Source organism: Bacillus sp. S71 (genome assembly GCF_016625265.1).
Classification (GTDB): domain Bacteria; phylum Bacillota; class Bacilli; order Bacillales; family Bacillaceae_G; genus Bacillus_A; species Bacillus_A cereus.
In genome coordinates this window covers 22189-29598 of sequence record NZ_JACVUW010000025.1, presented here as the reverse complement: position 1 = coordinate 29598, position 7410 = coordinate 22189, and the positions used below count along the sequence as shown (strand labels likewise).

Below are 7410 nucleotides of genomic sequence, written 5' to 3'. Positions count from 1 at the left end.
TTCGACCCTCTGATTAAAAGTCAGATGCTCTACCAACTGAGCTAATGGCTCATACTCACCAACGTCATATTTTCGTGACGACAAGATGTATCATAACATGTATTCTGTATTCTTCGCAATACTTTTTTTCATTTTTTTATAAAAGATAAGAAAAAACTCATGCGGACATGAGTTTTTTCTTAAAATATCAATTAAGCTTCGTATACATTACGAACAATATTCGTTTGGTTACGATCTGGTCCAACTGAGAACATAGATAATTGAATTCCTGTTAACTCAGAAACACGTTCTACGTATTTTCGTGCATTTTCAGGAAGCTCGTCTAATGATTTTACACCAGTAATATCTTCTGTCCAACCTGGAAGCTCTTCATATACAGGCTCACATTTCGCTAAAATGTTTAAGTTTGCTGGAACTTCATCGATAACTTCGCCATTGTATTTGTAAGCAACACAAATTTTAAGAGTTGGAATATCTGTTAAAACGTCGATAGAATTTAATGATAGATCCGTTAAACCACTAACACGACGCGCATGTCTTACAACAACGCTATCGAACCAACCTACGCGGCGCGGACGACCAGTTGTTGTTCCGTACTCACGACCAACTTCACGAATTTGATGACCAATTTCATCATTAAGTTCAGTAGGGAATGGACCGTCACCAACACGGCTTGTATATGCTTTACATACACCTACAACGCGAGTAACTTTCGCAGGACCAACTCCAGTTCCAACTGTTACACCACCCGCAATCGGGTTAGAAGATGTAACGAATGGGTACGTACCGTGGTCAATATCAAGCATAACACCTTGTGCACCTTCAAATAATACACGGTGATTGTTATCTAGTGCATCATTTAATACAACAGATGTGTCGCATACATATTGTGCGATTTGTTGTCCATATTCGAAGTACTCTTCAAAGATTTCTTCTACACTGAAACCTTCTGTATCGTACATTTTTTCAAACAAACGATTTTTCTCTACTAAATTGCGCTCAAGCTTCTCTTTAAATGCTTCACGATCTAAAAGATCAGCCATACGGATACCAATACGAGCAGCTTTATCCATATATGCAGGACCGATACCTTTTTTCGTTGTACCGATTTTGTTATCACCTTTACTAGCCTCTTCTAACTCATCTTGTTTTAAGTGATAAGGTAAAATAACGTGTGCACGGTTACTTACACGTAAATTATCAGTACTTACACCACGGTCGTGTAAGTATTTTAACTCTTCAAGTAATGCTTTCGGATCTACTACTAAGCCATTTCCGATTACACAAATTTTCTCTTTATAGAAAATACCAGATGGAATTAAGTGTAACTTATATTTAACTCCGCCGAAAACAATTGTATGTCCCGCGTTATTTCCACCTTGATATCTTGCAACTACTTCCGCATGCTCAGAAAGAAAATCAGTGATTTTACCTTTTCCTTCGTCGCCCCATTGTGTTCCTACAACTACTACTGAAGACATTATTAAAGCACCTCCGCAATTTTCAAACGATCTATTCAAACAATATAATTGTACCAAAACCGAAAAAGAAGTCAACCAAAAAGCGAACATTTTTTTATTAAAAATCATTTTCGTTCGTAAGAATTATGTTTTCACCTTATGAAAGCCTTATCTTTACACCATAAAAAAAGAAACACATCTTATTATAAGAAATGTGTTTCTTTTTTATACTGCCTTTATGCCCCATCCTCAAAGCGTCGTTCTAAGTTAACGAACTTATTGAACTCTTTGACGAATGCAAGTTCCACTGAACCTACTGGACCGTTACGTTGCTTTGCAATGATAATTTCAATCGTATTTTTATTTTCCGTTTCACGGTCATAGTAATCTTCACGATATAGGAAAGCTACAATATCAGCATCCTGCTCAATACTTCCAGATTCACGAATATCAGACATCATCGGGCGTTTATCCTGACGAGATTCTACACCACGAGATAACTGTGATAAGGCAATAACAGGCACTTGCAATTCACGTGCAATCCCTTTTAAAGTACGAGAAATCTCAGATACTTCCTGCTGACGGTTCTCACCTGATTTCCCACTTCCTTGAATAAGCTGTAAGTAGTCAATTAAAACCATTCCAAGACCTTGTTCTTGCTTTAGTCTACGACATTTTGCTCGAATCTCATTTACCTTAATTCCCGGTGTATCATCAATATATATACCGGCATTTGAAAGACTCCCCATCGCCATTGTTAATTTCGCCCAATCATCAGAAGTTAGTGACCCGGTACGAAGTCTTTGCGCATCGATATTTCCTTCTGCACAAAGCATACGCATAACAAGCTGATCGGAGCCCATCTCCAAGCTAAAAATCGCTACATTTTCATCCGTTTTCGTCGCTACGTTTTGTGCGATATTTAATGAAAATGCAGTTTTCCCTACTGACGGACGTGCTGCTACAATGATTAAATCATTTCGCTGGAAACCTGCCGTCATCTTATCTAATTCAGTAAATCCAGTTGGTATCCCAGTAACTTCACCTTTTTGATTATGCAAAAGTTCAATTTTATCATAAGCATCCACAAGAACATCTTTAATATTTTGAAATGCTTTTGCATTCGTTTGATGGGATACTTCTAATATTTTTTTCTCGGCCTCATTTAAAAGGCCGTCCACGTCATCTTCTCTCTCGTATCCATCCGACACTATATGAGTCGCTGTTCGAATTAAACGGCGTAAAAGTGCCTTTTCAGCAATGATACGTGCATAATATTCAACGTTAGCAGCTGTTGGAACAACTTCTGCTAACTCTGCTAGATAAGACACTCCACCAACTTCTTCTAGTAATCCTTGATCAGCCATCGCTGATGTCATTATTACTAAGTCGATCGGTTCTCCTTTATCAGATAATCCAAGCATGACCTCAAAAATCTTTTGATGTTTCGTTCGATAGAATGAATCAGGTACCAATAACTCCGATGCTGACGTTAACGCATCTTGATCAATTAATATGGCACCTAAAACCGCCTGCTCGGCCTCTATATTATGCGGAGGGGTACGATCAGCAAGTACATCACTCATACGCAATCCTCCTTGCTTAATTTATTTTTATTGTTCACTAACATGAACTTTTACTGTCGCTGTTACTTGCGGATGCAATTTCACTGTTACATTTGTGTAGCCTAATGCACGAATTGCATCATCCATTTCAAATTTACGTTTATCAAGTTTAATTTTATGTGATTTTTGCATCGCATCTACGATTTGTTTGCTCGTAATAGAACCGAATAAACGGCCACCTTCTCCAGATTTCGCCTTTAATTCTACAGTTAATTTCTCTAAAGTCTCTTTTAACTCTTTTGCATTTTCAAGCTCTGCTGCTGCATCTTTTTCTTCTTTACGCTTTTGAGCTTCTAAAGTTTTCATACTGCTATTTGTTGCTTCAGCAGCTAATCCTTGTTTTAGTAAGAAGTTATTTGCATAGCCATCCGGTACGTTTTTTATTTCTCCTTTTTTACCTTTACCTTTTACGTCTTTTAGAAAAATTACTTTCATGATTGTGTGCCTCCCTGTAAATAGTCATCAATAACAAATCGAAGCTTCTCCTCAGCTTCATCTACTGTAACATTTTTCATTTGTGTGGCTGCATTAGTCAAATGCCCGCCACCGCCTAAGTTTTCCATAATTAGCTGCACATTCACTTCACCTAAAGACCTGCTGCTAATTCCAATGAGATTCTCACCACGTTTCGCAACAACAAATGATGCAATAATCCCTGTCATCGTTAATAACGTGTCTGCCGATTGCGCAATAAGCACTTGATCGTAGTAATCATCACTATCAACTTTAGCAATCGCAATTCCATTTTTATAAATGTACGCATTTTTTATAGCTTTTGCAACCCGTAAATACTGATCCATATCTTCCTTTAAAAGTTCTTGTACAAGTACAGTATCTGCACCATGTGAGCGTAAATAAGAAGCAGCATCAAATGTACGAGCCCCTGTCCGGAATGTGAAACTTTTCGTGTCGACAATAATACCTGCTAACAATGCCGTCGCTTCTAGCATTGTCATCTTTAAATTTTTAGGTTGATACTCAAGTAATTCTGTAACCAATTCTGCCGTTGAAGAAGCATATGGTTCCATATAAACTAGCAATGGGTCTTCAATAAAATCTTCCCCACGACGATGATGATCAATAACTACTACATTTTCAATTTTATGTAACAGTTTTTGCTCCATCACCATAGAAGGTTTATGCGTATCAACAACAACAAGTAACGACTCATCATTTGCAAATTCCATCGCTTGCTCTGGAGTAATAAAATGAGACCATAACTCCTCATTTTGTTTCACTTTGTCCATCAAGCGTTTAATTCCCTTATCAGAATCATTTTCATCTAATACAATATATCCTTTACGCTCGTTTAATTGAGCCACTTTTAAAATACCAATCGCAGCACCAATTGCGTCCATATCAGGAGCCCTATGCCCCATGATAATGACATTACTACTTTCTAACACTAAATCCTTTAACGCATGCGAAATGACCCTAGCACGTACACGGGTACGCTTTTCAACCGGATTTGTCTTACCTCCATAGAACTTAACTTTACCTGTCGCTTGTTTAATAGCTACTTGGTCTCCCCCGCGCCCAAGCGCAAGGTCTAAACCAGATTGAGCCATTGCCCCAAGCTCTGACAAAGGTAGATCACCTGATCCGACACCTACACTTAATGTAAGTGGTATATTCCTTTTAGATGTTTCTTCACGCACCTGATCTAAAATACTAAATTTCCCTTTCTCCATCTGCGTCAGAATACTTTCATTTAGCACAACGAAGAATCTTTCTGAAGATGCACGTTTTAAATACGCACCATACTTAAGTGCCCATTCATTTAGTCGCGATGTCACAAGACTTGTTATATTCGTACGTAATTGATCATCTAATCCTTGTGTAACTTCATCATAATTATCCAAATAAATTACAGCTAAAACAGTGCGTTGATCCTCATACATCTTTTCGATTTCCGTTTGTTCCGTTACATCAAAGAAATAAATTAACTTTTCTTCTTTCCTTACAAAAACGCGAAACTTTCGATTATTTAAAGAGACTATATCATCAGAAGTTTCTCCTTTAATGAAAAGAAGTAATGTTTCTGATACATCGTAAAGGTGCCATCCAGCTAACGCATGCTGTCCCAGGCATGAAGATAAATAAGGATTTGCCCAATCAATCCCGTAATCCTTATTGTATAACAAAATACCAATCGGCATTTGGTTAAATGCTTCATTACTGACTTTCTTTACCCTCGTAATCATATCTGTCGTATGCTTTTCGAAATTCCTTTGAAAATTAAGTTCAAATCGTATAACGATAAAGAACACGATACAAAAAATGATAAAAGCAGCTATCCCCATAATTAAATGAAAATAACAGAGAATTGAAATGAGCACAAACACAAAAAATGCCAATACATAAACAGGATATAAAAACCACTGTTTCTTATCAAATTCAGGCATGTATACAACTCCTATAAAGTAAAACTAACTCACCTTCCAGTTAGTTAAACAGATTAAAATAGTATAAGGAATATTATTTTATTCCCCTATTTTAGAACGCAACGAAATCCCTAAGTCAATTATACCTAAGATTGTCACAAGAGGAAACAGCATCGGAATAAACATGCATACAATAAAACTAATAATAGGAACCCCTTTAGTAAAACCTTTTCTATACGCTAAAAAGGAAATGAATGTCAGCCCTTGCAGTACAAGCAATAGTGCAAATATGACATATAGGTTAGAAAATACCATATGTAAATATGATGTTGGATCTACTTTTATAAAAGTTGCTAACAAAATAAATATAACGTAATACCAAACAATACTCTTTGGTAATTGTAGATCTTTAAATTTAGGCCAAGGTATAATGTCATGTTTTAACTTTTTCAAAACACTACCTGATATTATCACTGTAATCCAAGAAAAACATACTGAAACTAGAACAAGTATACTTGGAAATAACGATTGTAATATATCATTCATTTGTGTAAGTAACTCTTTTTGTTCCTTACTAATCGGCATACCTATAGCACTTACTATCTTTTCACTTTGCACCATACTTTCACTAAACACACTTTGCATTTGCTTCATTATATCTATGTTGAAAAACTTTATACTCGCAACATAAATAAGTACAAAACCAATTAAGTATGCAAGCGTCCCCGCTATTAAGATTTCCACTGGCTTTTTTCTTGTTTTATACATATACCCTAAAACAATCCCTATCAATCCAAACATAATTGTCTTCACTAAATTCATAGGTTGACTCACAATAATAGTAACAAAAAGTGCTGCTACAAAAATCACAAGCACATTAGATAGTTTATGTCTTATCGTTAATAGTATAAATGGTAACGGCAACGCAAAAGTTACAACAGTACCTAAAATCGGAACATACATAGATATAAGCAATAAAATTGCATATATAGCTAATAACGCTGCGCCTTCTGTAATAAACTTTGTTTGTTTCACATTTTAACCTCTCTTTCAAAAAAGAAAAGCATAGCAAAATGCACAGTAGAGTCCGACTCTACTGTGCATTTCATACGCTATTATTCACCAACATATGGTAAAAGTGCCATTTGACGAGCACGTTTAATTGCAACTGTAAGTTTGCGTTGGTATTTTGCGCTTGTCCCTGTTACACGACGAGGTAAAATTTTACCACGCTCAGAAACGAAACGTTTTAATAAATCAACATCTTTATAGTCAATGCGAGTGATGCCGTTAGCTGTGAAGAAACACACCTTACGACGTTTCGCACGTCCACCTTTGCGTCCTGCCATGTCTATTTCCCTCCATTCTTTGTTAAAACTAACAAATTTACTGTATTAGAACGGTAAATCGTCGTCGGAAATGTCGATCGGTTGACCTACATTTGAAAATGGATCGTCATTCTTCGTAAATCCAGAGTTACCTTGATTACCTTGGTTACCTGAATTACTAGATTGACCAAATGGGTTAGAGCCTTGGTTACCGAAACCAGCTCCTGATGGTTGCTGATTGAATGAACCACGTTGCTCCCCACCGCCATTACGCGGCTCTAAAAATTGTACGCTTTCCGCAAGAACTTCTGTTACATATACACGTTTACCGTCTTGTCCATCGTAATTACGAGTTTGAAGACGTCCATCTACGCCTGCTAAGCTTCCTTTTTTCAAATAATTTGCTACGTTTTCTGCTTGTTTACGCCATATTACACAATTAATAAAGTCAGCTTCACGCTCACCTTGTTGATTCGCAAATGCGCGATTCACAGCTAACGTAAAAGTAGCTACTGCAACACCATTGGGCGTGTAACGTAAGTCAGGGTCCTTAGTTAAACGACCAACGAGGATAACACGATTCATCAATCGAACCACTCTCCCTTATATATCA

7 protein-coding genes are annotated in these 7410 nt (G+C 36.9%); all 7 read right to left on the bottom strand.

The window, feature by feature from the left end; translation table 11 throughout:
* Positions 1–191 precede the first annotated feature (191 nt).
* A complete protein-coding gene (locus tag IBT51_RS26505) occupies positions 192–1481 on the bottom strand; it encodes an adenylosuccinate synthase (RefSeq protein ID WP_000100230.1) in 1290 nt (429 codons plus the stop codon).
* A gap of 215 nt (positions 1482–1696) precedes the next feature.
* On the bottom strand, positions 1697–3046 hold the full coding sequence (gene dnaB / locus IBT51_RS26500) for a replicative DNA helicase (RefSeq protein WP_001286147.1): 1350 nt from the start codon (positions 3044–3046) through the stop codon (positions 1697–1699).
* Positions 3047–3073: 27 nt separating this feature from the next.
* Complete coding sequence (rplI, locus tag IBT51_RS26495; protein WP_000864223.1) at positions 3074–3520, bottom strand: 50S ribosomal protein L9; 447 nt, start codon at positions 3518–3520, stop codon at positions 3074–3076.
* The gene (locus IBT51_RS26490) at positions 3517–5490 is read right to left on the bottom strand and encodes a DHH family phosphoesterase (protein WP_001113779.1); all 1974 of its coding nucleotides are present in this window, start codon (positions 5488–5490) and stop codon (positions 3517–3519) included. The genes rplI and IBT51_RS26490 overlap by 4 nt, the downstream gene beginning before the upstream one ends.
* Positions 5491–5568: 78 nt before the next feature.
* Complete coding sequence (locus IBT51_RS26485) at positions 5569–6504, bottom strand: YybS family protein (protein ID WP_053563260.1); 936 nt, start codon at positions 6502–6504, stop codon at positions 5569–5571.
* An 80-nt stretch (positions 6505–6584) separates the two neighbouring features.
* On the bottom strand, positions 6585–6818 hold the full coding sequence (rpsR, locus tag IBT51_RS26480) for a 30S ribosomal protein S18 (protein ID WP_000918873.1): 234 nt from the start codon (positions 6816–6818) through the stop codon (positions 6585–6587).
* A 45-nt stretch (positions 6819–6863) separates the two neighbouring features.
* The gene (gene ssb, locus IBT51_RS26475; RefSeq protein ID WP_002094213.1) at positions 6864–7385 is read right to left on the bottom strand and encodes a single-stranded DNA-binding protein; all 522 of its coding nucleotides are present in this window, start codon (positions 7383–7385) and stop codon (positions 6864–6866) included.
* Positions 7386–7410: the final 25 nt, after the last annotated feature.

Bases quoted from the DNA above. Each gene is read 5' to 3' on its own strand.
- IBT51_RS26505 (WP_000100230.1), bottom strand. From the start codon at position 1,481: ATGTCTTCAGTAGTAGTTGTAGGAACACAATGGGGCGACGAAGGAAAA.
- dnaB (WP_001286147.1), bottom strand. From the start codon at position 3,046: ATGAGTGATGTACTTGCTGATCGTACCCCTCCGCATAATATAGAGGCC.
- rplI (WP_000864223.1), bottom strand. From the start codon at position 3,520: ATGAAAGTAATTTTTCTAAAAGACGTAAAAGGTAAAGGTAAAAAAGGA.
- IBT51_RS26490 (WP_001113779.1), bottom strand. From the start codon at position 5,490: ATGCCTGAATTTGATAAGAAACAGTGGTTTTTATATCCTGTTTATGTA.
- rpsR (WP_000918873.1), bottom strand. From the start codon at position 6,818: ATGGCAGGACGCAAAGGTGGACGTGCGAAACGTCGTAAGGTGTGTTTC.